Genomic DNA, 19,470 nt, shown 5'->3' on the forward strand with positions numbered 1-19,470 from the left:
TAAATTATACGGCAAGAGGCTGTTGTTTTTGATTTCTTGAAGCAACGATTTTACTTCCAATAATAAAAACAATTAAAACTATTATGGCGAAACACATTACCAAAGCTCCAATCATAAAAATAGTTCTGTTGGTCAATAACTGACTTTGTATTACTGCGGCTTTGTTAATCATTACGTTTGATAAAGCATTTGCCTGATCGATTGTATATCCTTTTGATAAAAACAAATTCTGATAACTTGCACTGCGTTGTGCCAAATTCTGATCTTGGGTTGTAAGATGTTCTAAAAAACCTAATCTGTATTCTTTATTGTAATTAAGCTGCATTGTATAAAATCCCGAAATAGAATTTAAAGTCCCAATAAAACGACCATAAGCACAAACAATAATCGCTGTAAATCCGGTAGATTTAGGAACTGCCGCCATCGTTAAAATAAGCACAGGCAAAAAAATAAATCCCGAAGCGAATCCTTGTATAAAAACCGGAACAGACAAATCCATAAAAGATAAATTGGGAGTCAATGACCAATACATCCATAAATTGTAAAAAATCATGATAAGGAATCCTGTTAATAACAGTTTGGGAACATTCGTTTTGTTTTTAAGAACCATCATCGCAGAAAATGCAATTGCAATGGCAACGCCTGCAGCATTATACAATCCTAACTGAACAATATCTGTAGAACTCCAGCCTAAAATTCCGCCTGCATATCCGTAAATTAAATTGATGGTATCTTTTATTCCGTAAAAAAGAACCAATAGCAATAATCCCAAAATAAACTTGCCGTATTTAAAAGCTTTTAAATCTATAAGCGGTCTTTTAAGATTCGCTTGTTTGTATAAAAAAAGTAAAAGCATCACAAAACCAAATAGTGCAATTATGCCAATTTTATGAGACGAAAACCAATATTCTTTTGGTCCATAAATCATAACATAAGAAAAAGAAAGGCTGAAACCGCCAAAGAATATTCCTCCCGTCCAATCTATTTGATACAGCGGAAAAGGGCGGAGTTTCATTTTTGGATGAAAAATAAAATAACAAATTAGGAGTGCTAAAACCTGCAATGCGATCAATCCAAAATAGGTGAAATTCCAATCCATATTTACTGCAACCCACGAAGAAAGAATTCCGGTAATTACCGATGTTGTTAAAATGGCAGCAAAGAAAATGGCAGATCCAATCAGCGTTGTTTTTTCTCCCGGCTGAGTTGAAAAAATAACCACTAACATACTTCCCACACAAGTTGCAACAACAGTTCCCTGAAAAAATCGCAACACCATAAATACCACAATATCGTGTGTTAGAAAACTTCCGATGTTGATTAAAATACCCAATAAAAAAGCCGTCATTAAATAGTTTCGCATGGTGAAATAACGCTGTAAACGAAATTGTATCGGCAGGAAAGTTATAATTCCAGAATAGGCTGCCATTAATGACATTGATATATCTTCGGATTCTACTCCATAAAACGAAACCAAATGCTGTTGTATAAGATTAAAAGAAGAAAATTGTGCCAGTGCTATAAAAAGAATCAAAATCAACAACCAAAATGTCACACTTTTGTATTGTATAGCCTTACTGTTTAAAAAAGGATGTGCTTTCATGATTTTCTGTTTAAAACCGTAACCGTTACATTCATTCCTGATTTAACTTCCTTAATATCGCCGGGATTTGCAAACTCAATTTTTACCGGAATTCTTTGAATAATTTTCACAAAGTTTCCTGTTGAATTATCAGCTGGCAAGAGAGAAAATTTAGATCCAGTCGAAGCTGCAATTGCTTTTATTCTTCCGTCATACGTTTTTCCGGAAATAGCGTCAACTGCAATTTTTACTGTTTGTCCTTCATAGAAACCATTCACTTGGGTTTCTTTAAAATTAGCCGTAACCCATTTTTCGTTTTCATTTACAATCGAAACCAAAGGCTGTCCCAATTGTACCTGTTGTCCTTCGAGAATCTGTTTTCGGCCTGTTTTTCCGTTATATGGAGAAGTAATTACCGTGTAAGTCAAATTAATTTTTGCCAATTCCAGTATGGCCTGTTTACGTTTAATATCGGCATTTAGTAAAGCTTTACGGGTTTTAAGTTCCTGAACTCTCGATTGAGAACTCAGTAAAACATTTTCTGTAGCGTTATAATCGTTTTGCGCCACATCATATCTCGTTTTAACCTGTTCGTATTCTTGTCCTGTAACGGCTTCGTCTTTTAATAGTTTTTGATATCTTAAATTATCTTGTTTTTGCTGCCACAATCTTGCTTTCGCAGAAGCGATTTGATTTTTACTAACCAGAATTCCCGTTTGCGCCACATTTATTCCGGCATCTAAAACGTTTATTTGTGCATAAGCATCTTCCAGAACGGCTTCGGCTTCATGAACTTTAGAGATATATTCTCTGTTGTCTAAAACGACCAGCGTATCTCCTTTTTTCACATCCTGATGTTCTTCAAACAAAACTTTGGTAATATATCCGCTGGCCCTTGCCGAAACAGGATTGATATAAGATTCCACCTGAGCGTCATTCGTTTCCTCGTAATTTGCTCCGTCTACAAGGTAAAGTGCAAAACATATAGCTGCCGATGTTATGATTAAGATAGCAGTTATCGTTAATAATGTACTTGAATTTTTATTGCCTGCTGTTTTCATTGTAATTGATTATTAATGTTGATTTTGAAATTGATATTGTTATTGAATTTGAAATTGATATTGCTTATAAATTCCCCGTTGTATATTGTAATTTGTAGTAAATAATTAAGGCGCTGATTTGTGCATTCACGAAAGTGTATCTTGATTCCTGATATAAATTATCAGCATCGAGAAGATCTGTTAATAAGGATAATTGATTAAGATATTTTGTATTGATAATTTCAAAATTGACTTTTGCCTGTTCTATAGATTTATCCGTCACTTCAATTCGGTTTAAAGCCTCGCCGTATTTTATATTAAGTGCCGAGATATCGTCTTTTACATTATCTTTTATCCAGTCTTTTTGAAGTTCGATGGCGTCCAATCTGTATTTTGCTGCTTTTACTTTATTTTTATTTTGATAGATGGATGAAATATTATAATTCAGCTTAACGCCCACAAAACCTGCAGAATAAATCTGATCGATAGGTTTAAAAAACAAATAGTTGGGATAATTGAATCCGTAAGCAGAAATAAAACTCAGCGATGGATAATAATTAGATTTCAGGTTTTTGATTCTAGTCGATTGAATTTTTGAATTCATATCCATCTTTTGAAGCGCATAAGAATTATTGGCATCGTTTTTATCTGAAATAACTACTTCTTTTAAATTATTGGCCAATAAAGTATCGCTCGGAAAAAGCACTTCTGAATCTGAAACATTGATTAAAATGGCTAATCTTTTACTGCCAATTGCAATATCATTTTCGTTTTGGGTTTTGTTTAGTAAAACATTTGATAAGGTTAATTCGGCACGAAGCAGATCGCTTTTGGTAACGCGCTGGTTTTTATAAAATGAGGTAATATTTTTCAACCTTGCTTCTGCTCTTTTTTCCTGATCCAGAATCAGTTCTTTAAAATGATACAATCGAATCAAATCCAGATATTGCACGGCAGTCTGCAAACCAATATTTCCTGCCTGATCTTTAGAATTGATTGCTGCCAAGGCATTGCGATACGAACTTTCTTCAATAACTGATTTTGTTTTTCCGCCCGAATAAATATTGAAGGCTAAATCGACTCCCAAATTTGCGCCGTCCGGACTTGGCAATCGGCTTACTTGTGTGGCATCATTCAAACCGTGATCGTATAAAGTTGCTTTAGAAAATCTTTGGTACATTCCGCCAATTCCTAATGTTGGCAGCATTGTATTTTTTGCGTCACTATAATCGGCTTGGGCTGCTTTTTGCTCTATGCCAAAAACCTGAACGGTTTTGTTATTTTCCTTTGCCATCGCAACAGCTTGCTGTAAGGAAATATTATGCTGATTCACTGGCTTTTCTTGTGCAAAAACAGAAGCACTAAAACCTATAAGCATCAGAATATTTAGGAATGGATTATTTACTATTGTTTTCATTTTTTTTAGTTTAAAATTCATTTGGAATAAGACATGAGAATGCCTGCTCCCGTTTGGAAGTAATTTTTTTAATTATGATAAGTTTACCTGATTTGCTATTCGCTCAAATGGCTTTGTCTAAACTGAACGGGCGATTTGTTTGTTATTTTACTGAAGATTCTGCTAAAATATTTGGGATCGTCAAAACCAATGGTACTGGCAATTTCTTTTATACTTAAATCAGAATACCATAACAATCGCTGTGCTTCGCGAATGGCTTCTTCCTGAATGGAATAGGAAACCGTATTGCCTGTAACCATTTTTAAAGTATCATTTAAATATCCCAATGAAAGATTCATTAAAGCCGCATATTCCGCTGGGCTTTTTACTTCCTTAAAATTATCGCGCAGTAATTTTCTGAAAGCGGCAACTATGGTATTGCTTCTTATTGAATATTGTTTAGTATCCTGAGTTACACTTGCCTGATAAATAGATGTTATTTTGTAAATAAGGGATACAACAATAGATTTAATGGCAGGTTTATGAAATGTAGACATATCGTTGACAATTGAAGTATCGTATAATAATTCCATCAATTGAAACAACCATTTTTTTTGGTCTTTTGAAAGAGTAAGTACAGGTCCCTGATACAAAGATTCTTCTAAGACTGATCTTGAATAATCATCTATTAGATTATGATCAAAAAACAATACCCAACCCTCAATTTTCTGCGTTTTTATTATGCGCTGTACCTGGCCCGGATACAGGAATAACATGAAGCCGCTGCTAAGATAAACTTCCTTGAAATCAACAAAAAAAGTTCCTTTTCCTTTGTTAGGCAAAATACAAGCACAAAAATCATTTCTATGTGATTTTGTAATTTCTCTTCCTATCTTTTCTACAAACCCATCATTCATCTTATCTATCATTATATCCAGAGTAGATTCGTTTAGTTTTTTAAGTGGAATTATTGTTTTCATTACATCTATTTCTACAGTGCAAAGTTCACCTATAAATAAGTAGTTTTATCTAATTAAAGACGGTATATGGTGGACGATTCACATATTAACCCATAAATTTACAAAAATGATGGAGGATTCGCTTATCGTTTTGTGTTTATAAGAGAAATTCCCGACGCACTAAAGTAAGATTACGTTATCTTTACATATATTATTGTACATCAATTAGTAATGGAATCACTACGCACTATTTTCACCGAAACCTTAGGATTAAGCTCCAGTCATTTTGAAGAATTCTTAAAAGAATTGCATCTTAAAACCCTCAAGAAAAAAGAACATTTAATTCAGGAAGGTTCTGTCTGCGATTTTATTGCTATCGTGATTTCGGGAACATTGAGATCGTATGTGCAAAATAATGACGGAGAATTCAATAATGATTTTTATCTCGAAAATAGTTTTGCCAGTGCGTACACGAGTTTTTTAACGCAAATGCCAACAAACTGTAATATAGAAGCTTTAACCGATGTTGAGTTGTATTATATTACTTATAAGCAGTTTCATTCGTTGATTGATAAAGACACTAATTATTTAAAACTTGCTAAATACATTTCTGATAATTATTTCATCAGAAAATGTAAAAGAGAAACTTCTTTCCTAAAAAATTCTGCAGCCGAAAGATTAGAAATGATCAGAAAGCTTTATCCAGAAATTGAGCAAAAAGTGCCGCAATATCATATTGCCTCATATTTAGGAATTAAACCGGAGTCTTTAAGCCGAATAAAACTCTTAACATACATCAATAAATAAGTCTGTTGTTATAATGAGCTTTGTACTTCATTAATTATTAAATATTGAAGTATGCCTATTATAAATTTAAAAGTCAGCGGCAAAGAAGACGCTGCTTTAGCAAAAGAATTAGCGGTAATTATTAGCGGCCTTACCAAAAAGGTCCTGAATAAAAAACCCGAAGTTACGGTTGTAACGGTATCATTTGTTCCAGACAATTTTTGGTTTATTAACTCCGAATCGCTGGAAGATTTACAAACGAAAAGTTTTCATCTTACGATTAAAATTTCTGATTCTACCAATCTAAAAAACGACAAAGCCAATTATATCGATGCTGTTAACAAGGCGTTGGAACTTCGATTGGGCGGAATTCATCCGGTAAGTTATACGGCAATCGAAGAAATGAAAGCTGATGCATACGGTTATGAAGGATTAACTATTGAATACAAAATAATTCATAATCGCATAAAATTAGAAAAATGAAAAATATAAAAGTATTGATTTTTGGCTGTTTGATTTGTATTCAAAATATAACCGCACAGCAAAAAGCAGATAACAAAAAAGAAATAAATGCGATTATAGAAAAGTACAGCGAAAGCGTGATCAAAAGAGATTCGATCGCTTTTTACGATTTATTTAATGACGGAACGGTTACTTGGTGCGCTGCGCTTATGGATAAATCACAAAATAAAGAAATAGAAACAAACGGAAAAGAAAAAGCCCGATCGAATTATTTTTCCGGGACTTATAAAGGTTTTATGAGAAGTTTGTTCCGCCATCAATCTACCGAAGATAAGTTTGACAACATTCATATTATTGAAGATGGAACTGTCGCCGCCGTAACAATGGATTATAGTTTTTGGGCGGATAATAAAATGACCAATTTTGGCGGTAAATATTTAACTCTAATAAAAAGAGACGGCAAATGGAAAATTACCAGCGTCATTTATTCCTTAGAACTTACCTCCTATTTTGAACAACCTTCGCTTGCAATCAGAAAAAAAGAAAAGAAATTACAATTATTATAAAGACTTGAATCAGAAAAAACAAAACCCTTAAACATTGATTTGTTTAAGGGTTTATCTTTTCAAATTCGGAATTTTCTCTGTCAAATTCTTCCAATAGCGTTTCGGCATATGCTGTAAATGCAGTTTGGTATTTTTTCTGGATTCAATATTAACACTGCTGAAATATCGACGCCATAAATTCTGAAAAAACTCTTCGTCGTCGTCGCTTATTTCGGCTAAAAATTTAGAAGAATTGGAATCAGCATTAAACTCTAATTGTACCGAAGTTGTATTTTCGAGATCATAATAAATGCCGTATTTGCGTTTGGCGTCATAAATTAACCAACGCTGATCTGCATAACGATTTTTAAAATGCCTTTCTATCAAAGGCAGTACATCGCAGTCGGGTTCTACTATTGCGTAATACAAATTATCTTTGGTCAATTTAAACCTGACAAAAGCTTCCATTCGGTGGCTTTCTCTTCCGGTTAAGTGAGCGGCTTTTCTAACTTCTAAAACTGCCGAATTAGATAAATCGCCTTCAACATTTATAGAACTCGAAAAAATATATTTTACGTATTGAAATAAGGTTTCGTCAATTTTATCATTTTCAGATAAAAAAGCTCTGTAAATATTCGCAAAACCTTCTTTTGAAAGCTTTTGTTTTAATCCGTTTAAAACCCGTTTTGCTTTTACTAAATCTGTTGTTACTAAATATTTATTCGAAAAAAGCAAAGCATTTGAAACTTCACTTTTAGCAAAAACCACATCATCGAGTTTAAGCTCGTAAATTTCAAATACAGCCGAAAGCCAGCCTTCAAAAGTACTATCGTAAATTATTTGTGTCATTTGGTTTAAAATAAAGAAAGCTGATTCGAAAAATCATTTTTGTATTTGCTTTTCTGCGTATTCAAAATATGATCTTTTATTTGAATCGAAGTCAAATCCCGCTGTAATTGAAAAGGCGAAGCAAAAGCCAAAAAGTATTTTGACCTGCTATAAGCGATTCCTAATTTCTGTAAATCTTCGGGTTGCAATCTTTTAAATTTTCTTGCGGACACAATCTTTTGGGCACTTGAAACTCCAATTCCGGGAATTCTGAGGATCAATTCTAAATCGGCGGTATTGATATCAACAGGGAATTGGTTTAAGTTTCGCAAAGCCCAGCCCAGTTTTGGATCAATATCCAAATCAAGATTCGGCTGATCAAAACCTACAATTTCATTGACATTAAATCCGTAAAAACGAAGTAGCCAATCGGCCTGATACAACCGATTTTCCCGAATCATGGGAACAGGCGTACCAATTGCCGGAAGCCGATTGTCATAACTTATCGGCACATATCCCGAATAATAAACACGTTTCATGTTCATTTGTTCGTAGAAATAATTGGCCATGCCAAGGATTTCGAGATCATTTTCTTTTGTTGCACCAATAACCATTTGCGTACTTTGACCCGCCGGAGCAAAAAGCGGTGCTTTGTAGTTTAGTTTTTTTTCTTCTTTATAACCAACGATTTCATTTTTCAGATATTCCATTGGTTTGATCACATCGATATGATTTTTATCGGGAGCCAGTAATTTAAGACTTTGCTCTGTTGGCATTTCGACATTTACGCTTAAACGGTCGGCATAAAGTCCTGCTTCTTTTAGCAGTTCGTCGCTCGCGCCCGGAATGGCTTTTAAATGAATATATCCATTAAAGTTTTCTTCTAACCGAAGTTTCTTTACGATTCTCACCAAACGTTCCATCGTATAATCGGGATTATCAAAAATACCCGAACTCAAAAACAAACCTTCAATATAATTTCTTCGGTAAAAACCAATCGTCAAATCCACCACTTCCTGAACGGTAAAAGCGGCGCGTTTTATATCATTGCTTTTTCTGCTCACACAATATGCACAGTCGAAAATACAATGATTGGTCAGTAAAATTTTAAGCAAGGAAACGCAGCGTCCGTCTTCGGTATACGCATGGCAAATTCCTTTTCCCATTGCATCGCCAAGTCCTTTGCCTTTATTTTCCCGTTTGCTGCCGCTGGACGAACACGAAACATCATATTTTGCTGCATCGGCTAAAATTGCCAATTTCTCCATCACTCTTTCGTGTACCATTTTGCCTTTTTTATTTGTTTTTGGAATGAAATTTCATCATTTCAAAATTAGGAATTTGGCATGGAGAAGGGTTGAAAATCACTGTTCTAAATTGTATCAAATTTTTAAGCTAATGTCAACAATAACAAAGCTTTTCCTAATAATTATTCTCCTCAAAATAAAAGAGTTAAAGTTTAAAAACAGGTATAAATACCTGGTCCAAAATTTTTGAATATTTATACATTGCGCTAACAGTTTAGAAAGTTTTTTTAGCCCCCTTAGAATTATTTTTCAACTCTCTTTTTTTGTAAAATTGAGATTACTGTATTAGCGAAAAAATATTAAAGAATCAAAAAAGCTAAAGCAATGAATTTTGAAAAAGGACAAGATGTATCCTACACAACTTTAAGTGGGAGATCTTACAGGGCTATTGTATTAGAAAGAAAATTAGATTTTAAAAAAGGACTTATCAAAAAATCTGCAATGAAAGAAATGACGTTTCATTATTTGATTGAAGTCTATAGAAATGATCTTAGAGAACAAATTCTTTGTTCAGAGGATCAGATGAAGCTTTTAGAGCAAAAAGTGAGCATAAAAAAAGCGGCTTAATAGCCGCTTTTTAATCTATACTAAAACATCTTCATTATTCAATCCTAAAATCTTACCGTAAGCCACAGCCGCTTTATGCACCTGAACAAACCAGTCTTCGGCTGCATTATCATCGGCACCATCAGAAATGTATTTGAGACATAAAAACGGAATATTTTCTTTCATTGCAATCATGGCTAAAACATAGCCTTCCATATCTACAACATTATAGGCATCAGAACAATGTCCCATTTCAAAATTATCGCCTGTTCCACAGATTCCTTCTTTTAGGTTATCCATTTTCAAACCATATTCCAGAACTGGAGGCAGCCCAGATAATGGCGTTTCATATTGCGCATATCCTAATCCCTGAACATCCATGTCTCTTTGTACAAATTTAGTACAGCAGATAACGTCTCCTTTTTGAAAAAAACTGCTTCCCGCAGATCCTAAATTAACTATTAAGGAAGGCTTTTTATTTTGAATAGCTTTAGACAATTCATACGCTGCATTAACTTTTCCAATCCCTGTAATCAATGTATTATAGTTTTTAAAAACTTCTGCGGCTTCAGATTCAAGAGCAAAAGAGAATAATATATCGTCGATGGAAAAAGATTGGTTTTGGTTAATTTGGATCATGTTTAATTTGGATTTTCAGTCAGCAAAAATACATTTAAAAAGTTTTTTTATTTGATGTATTTGTTCTAATTCTAAAAACCACGTTAAAATCCCAATCAAATAGCGGTTTTTCCATATAAAAAAATATATTTGTCAAAAGCAGTTTTCCTTAGAACCGAAAAGACATTTTGTATGGATAATGAAAAATTTATTTTCTGCCTTGAAGGCGTACAGGACGTAGATACCGTTATGACTACTGATGTGGTTAAAAATCTGGAAGAAATTGCTATTGACCAGGGAATTGCAAGTATTTATAAAGCTTGCGATACGATTGAAGGTTTAGAGGAAAGCTTGAATACGCTGCTTTATGACGATCATAATTTTAAGGATTATGAAATTATTTATCTTGTAATGCCGGGACAGGAAAATAACATTTGCCTTCATGATTATTACTACAGCCTCGAAGAAATAGCCGAACTTTTTGAGGGAAAAATGAAAGGAAAGATTATTCATTTTGCCAATAAAAAAAGACTGGACCTCAACGATGAGGAAGCGCAATATTTTCTGGATATTACCGGCGCGCGCGCCATTTCGGGTTACGGATCAACTTATAACAAAATTGCCAGCTGCAGTACGATTGACAAAGCTTTTTTTAGCTTGTATCAGGAAAATGATGATCTTACGGAAGTGGTAGAAGATTTGTATCAAAAACATTATGCACTTTGCAAATTACTTGATTTTAGATTGTATTATTAAGTATGAAAGCGAAGACAACCGAAAAAATAAAGACCTATAATCCTTCAAGATTTCGGGAGAAGTTTTTGGGAGAGGACAATCCTATTCATTTGCTTTTCAAATCAAATTCGGATCATTTTTTCTGTTTGGAGATTGAGGAAATCATGCAGATGCAATATCCGGTTCCGCCTTCTAAACATTCCTGTCATACTTTAATTTTTATTACTTCTGGTCAGCATGTTATGAAATTAGGTTATCAGGAATACATCACTACCGATAACGAAATGATTATGGTTCCGGCAGGTCAGATTTTCTCTCTTGATAATGTTAACAGTATACACAAAGGCTTTATCTGTCAATTTCATCCTGATATTTTAATTGGAAAATACGGAAGCCGTGAAATGCTTAATGAATTTGATTTCATGAAAATTTCGGGTAATCCGAAAGTAGCTTTTTCCAGCAAAGATGTTCCTGATATTACGGCTATTTTGAATCGGCTTCAAAAAGAATATTCAGAAACTGAGAGCGCGAATTTGAATATTGTGCAGTCGTATTTGATTGCTTTGTTTTATGAAATGAATAAAAATTCGGTTAAGAGTGCGAAAAGTATTTCGGCCGCAGAAGTTATTACAAATAAGTTCAAAGAACTGATTCACGAGCATATTAAAACCCATCATTTTGTTCATTATTATGCTTCGCTGCTCAATGTTACGCCAAATCATTTAAATAAATCTGTCCGAACGGTTACCGGAAAATCGGCAGCAAAATGGATTGACGAGACCATATTGCTTGAAGCTAAATATCTGCTGTTTCAAACTACGCTTTCTGTAAGTGAAATCGCCATACAAGTGGGACTTGAAGACCAATCGTACTTTAGTCGGTTTTTTAAAAAGCATGAAGGGATTAGTCCTATTCAATATCGAAAAATGATTGATAAATCCTAATTATTGATTATTGCATCCTATTAAATAACAATACATTTTTCTGAAATTTGCATCTCAAAAAAATGCATATTATGATTTATGTTTTTAAAACTTCCGTTGACAGTCGATCCAAATTTGAGTCGGCTTCTGCCCTGCTTCAGGAATTGCTCCCAAATTCGTTATGGAATTTTGATCTCGAAGACTGCGATAATATTTTAAGAATCGACAGTGAACTTGATATTCCTAATTTAATTCAAAATAACGGCATTTTTGATTGTATCGAATTAGAATAAAAATCAAGTTTATTTCTTCAATTTTCAATTTCTTCATCCCTTTTAATGGAAACAAAATTATATCAAAACCGAACTTTTGACACGGTAGATTATGCTGATCAGAGTTTATCGAATACTGAATTTGTGAACTGCGAATTCATCAATTGCAACTTTTCTAAAAGTGATTTAAGCCATAATGATTTTCTGGATTCTACTTTTAAAAACTGCAATCTTTCATTGGCGATTCTGAAAAACACGGGATTAAAAAATATCAAGTTTATTGGCTGTAAACTGATGGGTTTGGATTTCAGCGCGAGTAACAGCTTTTTGTTTTCCATGAGTTTTCAGGATTGCCTTTTAGATTATTCGACTTTCATTTACAAGAAATTAAAGAAAACGAATTTTATTGACTGCTCTGTAAAAGATGTCGATTTCTCGAATACTGATTTGTCTTTGGTGGTATTCAAAAACTGTGATTTATCGAATGCCACTTTCGTGGAATGTATTCTGGAAAAGACTGATTTTCGATCGTCTAGAAATTATGCTTTTGATCCTTCTGAAAATAAAATTAAAGGAACTAAGGTTTCGCATATTGCGCTTGCGGGTTTGCTACAAAAGTTTGACTTGGAGATTGAGTAGTTTTTTTAATCGCAGTTTTCAGTCTCGGTTTACAGTTATAGTTTTTGCGCATAGGAACTTTGTCAAAGTTTAAAACTTTGACAAAGTTGGAAAACACAAAAAAGGGATGCTGTTTTGCATCCCTTTTTAAACCAATGAAAAAAAAGAAAAAAATGAATATTAATCTAACCAGCGTGGATCTCCAATTTGGTTGTCGATCAGGGTTTGATTTTTTACTGTAAAGTCGCCGCTTGCTGCATTTACAAACTGCGGGTCTGCAGTAGTTCCTGAGGCGTCGATTTTATTTAAAGGAATCGTTGCGTCCATAAAACTTGCTGCATTGTAATAATAGGTTTTACTAAATACTGGCTGTTCAGTATTGGCCTGATTGGTATAAATAGCGCTTGTTCCTGCTATTAAAGTATTTTTTACTGTTGAAGCGTTATCTAAGAATCTAACATATAAAATTCTTTTTGGAGCTGCCAAATTTGACACATTATACAAAGTACATTTATCAATTAAACTATTGGTTACTAAACCAGTTCCAGATAAGTTGGCCGCCACATCTGCTCTAATAAAATCACGAGATGCAGAACAACTGTCGAATGTACTATTTTTAAGTACTATGCTTGCAATGTAGGTATTTCTGAAATCAATAAAATCAGCACCAACATTTGTATTTACATTTTTAACTATACTGTTATCAACCGTAAATGATGTCACTTTTGCATTTGTTACGTTGGCAGAAATTAAAGCACGAAGATAATCATGAATATTACTTTTACTGATTAAAATATCTCCATAAGTTGATGCTGCTCCGCTAATTGTTATTACAGCTGCATTGGTTAAATCTTTTCCATTCAAATCTAAATCTACTAAAGAAAGATTTGTAACTCCAGGATTGATTGTAAACTTGACATTTAGTTTTGGCTTGTCGGCTGTTTTTAATCCTCTTATAATAAGTGATTTATTTAAAATTATTTCACCAGTAGTAGTAAAAGTTCCCGGCATTAACAATAATCTTGAACCGGCAGGCGCGGCTGCAATACTTGCTGCTAAATCATCTCCCGGATTCACTACAATACCATTCGTAATATCAATTCCAGTTGTAAAAGTTGCCGTTCCTCTTATTTTGGTTCCGTTTAATAATGTCGCTGTATAAGCTGTTTCACCATTAAGTCCGTTTACGACTGCGACTCCTGCTGTTTTTTCTGCAGGTGTGATAGTATGAATGACATTACCCGGAACAACAGAAATTTGTGTAACATTGCTATTTGGCGTCCATTTCAACGTAACAAATTTAGCATCGATATCAGCATCCTGAACCGGAAAGAAAATTTGCTCTGAAAGTGTAATTGCTGTTATCACAGACCATTTAGAATCTTCTAATCCTGTTGAGCCAACTGCTTTTACTCTGATAGAATAAACGGTTTCCCCTTCTAAAGCTACCTGAATTGGTAATTGCTCGGGTGTAACGTTAATGGTTTTAAAAATGACTTTAAAGTCTGGATCATCTGCACTAAATTCTACTACATAATGATCTGGATTTTCTTCTTCTTTTACATTCCAGTTTAACTCAACTGTAGTCTGGTTTCTAACTTTTGCTGTTAATCCAATTGGAGAAAATTCCCTGCTTGCATTTATACTGTCTATAACTTCTTCGTTATAACTTTCACAGCCCGAAATAACAGCGGTCAGTAACACTGAAGCTATTAATCCTTTTATTATATATTTTGTTTTCATAAACATAATGCCTTATAATTAATAAATAATTGTGTGAGATTAATAACCTTAATTGTTAGTCAATTTACCGTTACTTCCGTCAATAAATACTTGCCAGATTGGCCAGAATTGTTTGTTATCAGGATTCACACCGGCTTTATACAAACTATTGATTTTTGCATCGGTAGCGGCACCTGTCCATGTCCATGCAATAGAAGAATAAGCAGCTCCCGGATCAACAGTTTCTCCACGGTTTAATCCATAAATATCTAAGCTCACATTATCGGCTTTAAATTTATAATATAAGGTTGTTGGCACTGTGGCATATTCGCCTAAACGCTGCGATAAGTTTGTCATTTTAACTTTGGCTTCGTCTAGTTTTGTTTTAAGAAGGTTCCAGCGAATAAGAGCTTGTTTACGTTCCATTTCTCCTGTAAACTCAAATTTATTTTCTTCTACCAATGCTTTAAACATAGCGTCTTTGCTTGTTAAGGCATTTACATAAGCATCTACTTTTACAGCCTGAGCTGCTGCCGGAAATGCTCTTCTGCGGATTTCTTTTAAATATGGTGCTGCTGCACTTGGGCCTTCTAATTCGTTTGCTGCTTCTGCCGCAATTAAAAGAACCTCAGCATAACGCATATAAATTTTGTTTACACCATCGTCATTTGTTGAAGTTACAAAACGTGTCATCCATTCGTAACGGTATTTTCCAAAATACCATGTATTTAAAGTCCCTAATTCTTGTTTTGCAATATTGTTTACAGCTGTTCCATATTTGTACGGAACACAAGTTACATCTCTGCGTGTATCTGCCTGATCGTAATCGTAAAAAACGAAAGGAAGCGGTCCAGCAGTTCCTCCGCGGTTTGGTCCATTAGCATGAAATTGATCGTTTGTAGTATGGCGAACAGCAAATGTAAATAACATACGTCCTCTACCTTCTGAAAATGGAAGTTCCCACAATGATTCTCCACCTGCTACTAAATATTCCTGATTGTATTTTTTCCAAAATGTTTCAAAAGAAGATTCTAAATGTGCAGATCCGCTTTCAATTACCGAACGGGATTCTGCTAATGCCAATGCGTACATATTGGCAACAGAAAGCTGCGGATCTGTACTTCTTCTAACTCCGTCAGGATATTGCTGATAACCGCTCGCAGCCATTGCTAAACGAGCACGGAATCCTTTTACGAATGCTTTATTGATTCTTTCTACACTGCTTGTTGCTGTAGTTTCTCCAGGCCACGGTACTAATGTTGCTGCTTCAGCTAAATCTTTAAGCAGCTGTTTGTAAATTTCGTCGCGGCTTGTTTTTCCTATGTAGAGTGTTTCATTTGTTAATGGTTCAAATCGATACGGAACATCTCCCCAAGCTTTTATTAAATCGGCATAATAAATGGCTCTCAATGTCAAGGCTTCACCTAGTAAATATCCTAAGTCTGATCCCGGTGTTGGGTTACCATAAGTACGCAAACCGCGAACACAAAGATTGGCACGCTCAATTCCTGAATACATCATTGCCCATGCATTGTTGGTTGTATTCATTTGAGAGTTATTTGCCTTTGCATCATACGTACATAAATCTGATGCATCACTTACGGTTTGTGAAGAGTTATACCATTCTACATCGGTATTTAATCCATAAAAAGGAAGAAAACGACCTCTGTAAGAGTTAGTTTCTGCAAACGGAATTTTAATTCCGTCTACTGCTCCCGCAGCTAAATCAGGGCTCGAAAAAATAACTGATTCGTCTAATGTTGATTGTGCCGGAGCATCTAAGTAGTCATCTGAGCAAGAACAAAAAAGACTTGCAACAAACATTCCTGCTATTACTATTTTATGTTTCATCTTGTGAAAGTTTTACTGAATTAAAAATTAAGGTTTAAACCAAATATCAACTGTCTGCTTCTTGGGTAAGCTGAATAATCAACCCCAGGAGTCAGCGGTGTATTTCTTCTTGTTGAAGCTTCAGGATCTTGTCCGGTGTATTTTGTCCAGACAAATACGTTACTGGCAGTTAAGTAAAATCTTAACTTAGAAACGCCTAAAGCAGAAGTTAAATCATTTGGTGTAGTATAACCTAAACTCAAAGTATTAAGTCTTAAAAAAGACCCGTCTTCAACAGCCCAGTCACTAAAAACATAACGCGGCATATAAGGAGACCACATTGTAGTATTTGCATTTAAGGCAGTAAGTGCTGCAGGATCTGTTACTAATTGTCCTGTGTTAGGATCAAAGTTCGTCCATCTTGTCCCGTCAGCCATTTCAGTATCTAAATTTCTATATTGTCCATTTGGAATTGAAGTAGAAAATTCCACTTTATTAGCATTATAAACATCATTCCCAATGCTGTAGTTAAATGCTGCAGAAAGATCAAAGCCATACGCATTGGCATTCAGTACAAAACCTCCTGTCGTTTTTGGATTTGCGTTTCCAATAACCGTAAGATCATTTGCATCTATTTTATTATCACCATTAATATCTTTCAATTTCATCGCACCGGGTTTCATAGGCCCAACAATTGTAGTACCATCTGGCACTCCGGTTTTTAAAGTGTAAGCTCCTGCATTATAATTGAAATCAGATACTTCGTAACGTCCGTCACTTTTATATCCGTACATAACACCTATTGACTGGCCTACGTTTACTAAATAATCATTTCCAATAGCCGTAGAAGCCCATCCGGAACTTGCACCAAAGTTACTCATTACACCAAGTGAGTTAATTTTATTGGTATTGAATCCAGCATTAAGCGATAAGCTTACGCCGAATTTCTCTCTTTCGATTAGGTTAAGATTTAAAGTGGCCTCAACTCCGCTGTTTTGAACTTCACCCATGTTTCTGAACTGAAAATCATATCCTCCAGAAATTGGGAAGTTGATCAATAAATCTTTTGTAATGTTTTTATACACCTCAACAGATCCTGTGACACGGTTTTTAAACAAATCGAAATCTAAACCTAAGTTTTGCGTCACAGTGGTTTCCCATTTCAAATCTGGGTTTGCCATTGTTTTAGAAGGTGCCCAGTAATTATCAACACCATTAATCCATGTAGATGTAGTAGATGTGAAACTCTGAACCATTTGCCCTGTTGGGATATTGTTGTTTCCTGCTTCACCATAACTTACTCTAAGTTTAAGCAAATTAATCCATGAAGCATTTTTCATAAATTCTTCTCCCGAAATTTTCCACGCTGCCGCAGCCGCCGGGAAAAATCCCCATTTATTATCGCCTAAAAATTTACTTGAACCATCGGCACGGTACGTTGCTGTAAAAAGGTAACGATCTTTATAATCGTAATTTACACGGCCAAAAAATGAAAGCAATTTATCATCTGGGAAATAGAAATTATCAACTGAAACCGGTGTTCCCTGAGTCGTTAATTTTTTTGCCTGATCTAAACCAAAAGTTAATGGATAACCATGAATGGCAGTATTTACATCATTTCTTTTGTATTCAATAGATTCTTCACCAAAAAGTAATTTTAAACTATGATTTTCTCCAACGATTTTTTTCAAATCATAGTTCAGCGTATTGGCGTTTCTAAAACGAGTATCTTTTCTGTCTCCCATTATCATAGCAGGCATACCTTGTCTTTCTGCTGCCGGATTATTTTTCACATAATAAGTAGAACGTCCAAAATAACGATAATCTAAATAATTGTAATTATCCCAGCCTAATTCTGTTTTAAACACTAAATCTGAAGTAAGCTTCCATGAAAAACTTCCCAGCATATTAAAGTTTTTTCTGAATTGCTGACGGTCAGTATCCGCAATAGCCACAAAAGGATGCACCAGATTATCAGAAACTGCTTCATCAGTATCATCGGTTGTTAAACCCGGAACCGGAATTGGGGCATATCCCACAATATTTTTTAAACGAGAATCTGCTGATGAAACCTCATTTTGCTCGTTCATTCCTCCACCATTAATTTCAGTATCTGAATAACGCATTGTAAAACTCAAATCAACTTTATCAGAAGCTTTACTGTTTAAAGCAAGCGACAAGTTGTTTCTGTTAAAATCAGATCCGTTCATGATCGCTTTTTCATCATAATGAGCATAATTGAAATTATAGTTCATTTTATCTGAACCGCCGCGAATAGATAAGTCACGGCTTTGAACTTCTCCTGTGCGCCCAAAAACCTGTCTTTGCCAGTCATTACCTTTCATGCCTTTGTACATGTCATAATCTTTCCATGAACCAAAGTATTTTTCATACGAACTTAAATCCGTGTTATCCTTAAGCAAAGCATACTCATACTGCCATTTCACATAATCTTCAGGAGCTGTAACATCAATAGTATTGGCTATTTTTTTCATTCCGTAAAACATATTATAGTTTACGGTCACTTTACCATCTTTACCTTTTTTAGTCGTAACAATAACAACCCCATAAGCTCCTCTTGAACCATAAATTGCGGTAGACGATGCATCTTTTAAAATGGTCATCGTATCAATATCAGAAGAAGAAATATCATTAATATTGTTTACCGGAAATCCGTCTACAATGTATAACGGAGAAGCATCCTGCGTTAAAGATCCGTTTCCACGAATTCTAATCTGCACGTTTGAATCCGGCGAACCTTCAGATGAAGTTACCTGAACCCCCGCTATACGTCCCGTTAAAGCTTCTGCTACGTTAGGAACAGGAATTTTACGCATTTCATTTCCAGAAAATGTAGCCACCGCACCCGTTAAATCAGATTTTTTTGAAGTTCCATATCCAATTACAACAACTTCATTTAAGTTGTTTGAATCTTCAGTCATTGTTGCATTTACTTTGGCTTTTCCTTCTGTAGGTATTTCAATACTTTTAAATCCTATAAATGAAAAGCTTAAAACCGCTTTTGGATTGGTTAATTTTAATTTATAGTGGCCGTCAAAATCTGTAGAAGTCCCGTTCTTCGTTCCTTTCTCCAGTACATTAACCCCTGGCAAAGAAAGTCCGGCTGCATCCTTAACGGTTCCTTCTATTGTCACTGTCTGAGCATTCGCTCGATTGCTCAACAGCAAGCACAATAAAAAAACAAATGCAAAGCAATGATTTGCTCCCTTGTTTAATAAATCTTTAAAATTCATGGTTGTTTGTTTAAGTTAGTAAATTGTTTAAAAGTGGTTTTTGTGGT

The 19,470-nt window shown here is 34.7% G+C and carries 18 protein-coding genes; 8 read left to right on the top strand and 10 right to left on the bottom strand.

Translation table 11 applies throughout. From position 1 onward, the window contains the following. Positions 1–4 precede the first annotated feature (4 nt). The 4 genes from B3C18_RS03205 to B3C18_RS03220 all read right to left on the bottom strand — a co-directional run bounded on the left by B3C18_RS03205 (position 5) and on the right by B3C18_RS03220 (position 4,998). Entirely contained in the window at positions 5–1,603 is a 1,599-nt protein-coding gene (locus B3C18_RS03205; RefSeq protein ID WP_291142276.1) for an MFS transporter, read from the bottom strand. Further along, the gene (locus B3C18_RS03210; RefSeq protein WP_291142279.1) at positions 1,600–2,643 is read right to left on the bottom strand and encodes an HlyD family secretion protein; all 1,044 of its coding nucleotides are present in this window, start codon (positions 2,641–2,643) and stop codon (positions 1,600–1,602) included. Before B3C18_RS03210 ends, B3C18_RS03205 begins: the two co-directional genes overlap by 4 nt. Positions 2,644–2,707: 64 nt before the next feature. Beyond that, the gene (locus tag B3C18_RS03215; protein ID WP_291142282.1) at positions 2,708–4,039 is read right to left on the bottom strand and encodes a TolC family protein; all 1,332 of its coding nucleotides are present in this window, start codon (positions 4,037–4,039) and stop codon (positions 2,708–2,710) included. Between the two features lie 95 nt (positions 4,040–4,134). Beyond that, entirely contained in the window at positions 4,135–4,998 is an 864-nt protein-coding gene (locus tag B3C18_RS03220) for an AraC family transcriptional regulator (RefSeq protein ID WP_291142285.1), read from the bottom strand. Positions 4,999–5,208: 210 nt separating this feature from the next. Here B3C18_RS03220 and B3C18_RS03225 point away from each other — a divergent pair, with 210 nt between their 5' ends. The 3 genes from B3C18_RS03225 to B3C18_RS03235 are packed head-to-tail and all read left to right on the top strand — an operon-like array spanning position 5,209 to position 6,791. Continuing rightward, a complete protein-coding gene (locus tag B3C18_RS03225; RefSeq protein ID WP_291142288.1) occupies positions 5,209–5,784 on the top strand; it encodes a Crp/Fnr family transcriptional regulator in 576 nt (191 codons plus the stop codon). Positions 5,785–5,835: 51 nt separating this feature from the next. Beyond that, on the top strand, positions 5,836–6,246 hold the full coding sequence (locus tag B3C18_RS03230; RefSeq protein ID WP_291142290.1) for a tautomerase family protein: 411 nt from the start codon (positions 5,836–5,838) through the stop codon (positions 6,244–6,246). Then, positions 6,243–6,791: a YybH family protein gene (locus B3C18_RS03235; protein ID WP_291142292.1), complete on the top strand. Its 549-nt coding sequence runs from the start codon at positions 6,243–6,245 to the stop codon at positions 6,789–6,791. Before B3C18_RS03230 ends, B3C18_RS03235 begins: the two co-directional genes overlap by 4 nt. Positions 6,792–6,842: 51 nt before the next feature. Here the strand turns inward: B3C18_RS03235 and B3C18_RS03240 are convergent, their stop codons facing one another. Both B3C18_RS03240 and B3C18_RS03245 read right to left on the bottom strand, forming a co-directional pair. After that, a complete protein-coding gene (locus B3C18_RS03240) occupies positions 6,843–7,619 on the bottom strand; it encodes a TIGR03915 family putative DNA repair protein (RefSeq protein ID WP_291142295.1) in 777 nt (258 codons plus the stop codon). 5 nt (positions 7,620–7,624) lie between these two features. After that, positions 7,625–8,884, bottom strand: coding sequence for a putative DNA modification/repair radical SAM protein (locus B3C18_RS03245; RefSeq protein WP_291142298.1), 1,260 nt, complete (start codon positions 8,882–8,884; stop codon positions 7,625–7,627). Positions 8,885–9,229: 345 nt separating this feature from the next. On the opposite strand from B3C18_RS03245, the gene B3C18_RS03250 reads away from it, so the two are divergent. Further along, a complete protein-coding gene (locus B3C18_RS03250) occupies positions 9,230–9,472 on the top strand; it encodes a hypothetical protein (RefSeq protein ID WP_291142300.1) in 243 nt (80 codons plus the stop codon). Between the two features lie 15 nt (positions 9,473–9,487). Here the strand turns inward: B3C18_RS03250 and B3C18_RS03255 are convergent, their stop codons facing one another. Further along, the gene (locus B3C18_RS03255; protein ID WP_291142303.1) at positions 9,488–10,090 is read right to left on the bottom strand and encodes a nucleosidase; all 603 of its coding nucleotides are present in this window, start codon (positions 10,088–10,090) and stop codon (positions 9,488–9,490) included. A 171-nt stretch (positions 10,091–10,261) separates the two neighbouring features. Between B3C18_RS03255 and B3C18_RS03260 the strand changes: the two genes are divergently transcribed. From B3C18_RS03260 to B3C18_RS03275, 4 genes are all read left to right on the top strand, one after another. Further along, a complete protein-coding gene (locus B3C18_RS03260) occupies positions 10,262–10,825 on the top strand; it encodes a DUF6642 family protein (RefSeq protein WP_291142306.1) in 564 nt (187 codons plus the stop codon). A gap of 2 nt (positions 10,826–10,827) precedes the next feature. Next, entirely contained in the window at positions 10,828–11,748 is a 921-nt protein-coding gene (locus B3C18_RS03265; protein WP_291142309.1) for an AraC family transcriptional regulator, read from the top strand. Between the two features lie 71 nt (positions 11,749–11,819). Beyond that, a complete protein-coding gene (locus B3C18_RS03270) occupies positions 11,820–12,020 on the top strand; it encodes a hypothetical protein (protein ID WP_073486457.1) in 201 nt (66 codons plus the stop codon). 45 nt (positions 12,021–12,065) lie between these two features. Then, positions 12,066–12,638 carry a pentapeptide repeat-containing protein gene (locus B3C18_RS03275; RefSeq protein ID WP_291142313.1) on the top strand — a complete coding sequence of 191 codons (573 nt, stop codon included), beginning with the start codon at positions 12,066–12,068 and terminating at the stop codon, positions 12,636–12,638. 159 nt (positions 12,639–12,797) lie between these two features. Here the strand turns inward: B3C18_RS03275 and B3C18_RS03280 are convergent, their stop codons facing one another. The 3 genes from B3C18_RS03280 to B3C18_RS03290 are packed head-to-tail and all read right to left on the bottom strand — an operon-like array spanning position 12,798 to position 19,423. After that, positions 12,798–14,360 (bottom strand): DUF5123 domain-containing protein, encoded by a 1,563-nt coding sequence (locus B3C18_RS03280; RefSeq protein WP_291142316.1) that lies wholly within the window; start codon positions 14,358–14,360, stop codon positions 12,798–12,800. Between the two features lie 48 nt (positions 14,361–14,408). Further along, positions 14,409–16,190: a RagB/SusD family nutrient uptake outer membrane protein gene (locus B3C18_RS03285; protein WP_291142319.1), complete on the bottom strand. Its 1,782-nt coding sequence runs from the start codon at positions 16,188–16,190 to the stop codon at positions 14,409–14,411. 20 nt (positions 16,191–16,210) lie between these two features. After that, on the bottom strand, positions 16,211–19,423 hold the full coding sequence (locus B3C18_RS03290) for a SusC/RagA family TonB-linked outer membrane protein (RefSeq protein WP_291142322.1): 3,213 nt from the start codon (positions 19,421–19,423) through the stop codon (positions 16,211–16,213). Positions 19,424–19,470: the final 47 nt, after the last annotated feature.

The organism is Flavobacterium sp. UBA7680, from assembly GCF_002482975.1.
Taxonomy (GTDB): domain Bacteria; phylum Bacteroidota; class Bacteroidia; order Flavobacteriales; family Flavobacteriaceae; genus Flavobacterium.